The sequence below is a fragment of the Caballeronia sp. M23-90 genome, assembly GCF_053574605.1.
The window spans coordinates 1-1071 of sequence record NZ_JBSIPA010000873.1 but is presented as its reverse complement, the minus strand read 5'-3'; the positions used below and the strand labels follow the sequence as shown (position 1 = coordinate 1071).

Below are 1071 nucleotides of genomic sequence, written 5' to 3'. Positions count from 1 at the left end.
TCGCTCGACGGCCGCCCCGACGCCATCCTGAAGATGCCCGGCGACTCCTACGCGCCCTTCTTTCTGGGCCTCGCCTCCACGCTGATGTTCGCCGCCATGCTGCTGCACATCTGGTGGCTTGCACTCGTCATGCTGGCAGGTTTCGCCGCTTCGCTCGTGGCATGGATGTGGCCCGAACGTGCGCTCCTGCAACGCGAACCGCAAGGAGGCGCACTTGGCTGATATCACCGACGACGCCGTGAATGCCGACCGTCCACTGCCCATCGGCACGTCAGGAAGGCATTCGGGCGGATGGTGGGGCATGTGGATGCTGATCGCCACGGAAGCGGCGTTGTTCGGCTACCTGATCTTCAGTTACCTGTATCTGTTCTCGCAAGGCGGCGGCAAGTGGCCACCCGACGGCCTGCCGAAGATGGGCCCGGCGCTCTTCAATACTGCCGTGCTACTGACCAGCAGCGTGTTTGTGGTGTTGTGCGAGCACGCAGTGAAACGTGAACGGCGTCGTCTTGCGGTGATCTGGATGAGCATCGCGATCGTGCTGGGCGCGCTCTTCGTGGGCGTGCAGTTGAAGGAGTGGCACGACCATCCTTATGGACCCGCATCGCATTTGTACGGCTCGCTTTACTTCACCATCACGGGCTTTCATATGTTGCACGTGGTGGCCGGTCTGATCGTGCTTGCCGTGCTGCTCACCTGGACCGCGCTCGGTTTTTTCGATGACCGGCGTCACACCGTGCTGACCATCGGCGGGATGTACTGGCATTTCGTCGATATCGTCTGGCTCTTCATCTTCACCACGCTGTACATCAGCCCTTACGTGCTCTAGGAGATACGCCGTGACGGCACCTCGACTGCCCCTTCTCCACGCCATGCAGCAGGTCTACGCGCTGCTCGGCGCGCCGCTCGCATGGATCGTGCAGATTTGCGTTTGCGAGGCGCTTGCCGCGCAGTCGTGTTATCCCGCGCAAGACCCGTTGCCGCATCCGAAGATGCCCGCTTTGCACGCGTACATCGGCGCGGTGAGCCTGGTGGCGCTGGCTGTCGCGCTGGGTGGCCTTGCCGCCGCCTGGA

At 62.7% G+C, this 1071-nt stretch carries 1 protein-coding gene and 2 pseudogenes; all 3 read left to right on the top strand.

What is annotated here, in order from left to right; genetic code table 11:
- Positions 1-222, top strand: a pseudogene (locus ACRXB1_RS36645) (cytochrome ubiquinol oxidase subunit I); the annotation flags it as partial.
- Complete coding sequence (locus ACRXB1_RS36640; RefSeq protein ID WP_075359228.1) at positions 215-826, top strand: cytochrome c oxidase subunit 3; 612 nt, start codon at positions 215-217, stop codon at positions 824-826. The pseudogene ACRXB1_RS36645 and the gene ACRXB1_RS36640, both read left to right, overlap by 8 nt.
- A gap of 10 nt (positions 827-836) precedes the next feature.
- A pseudogene (locus ACRXB1_RS36635) lies at positions 837-1071 on the top strand (hypothetical protein); the annotation flags it as partial.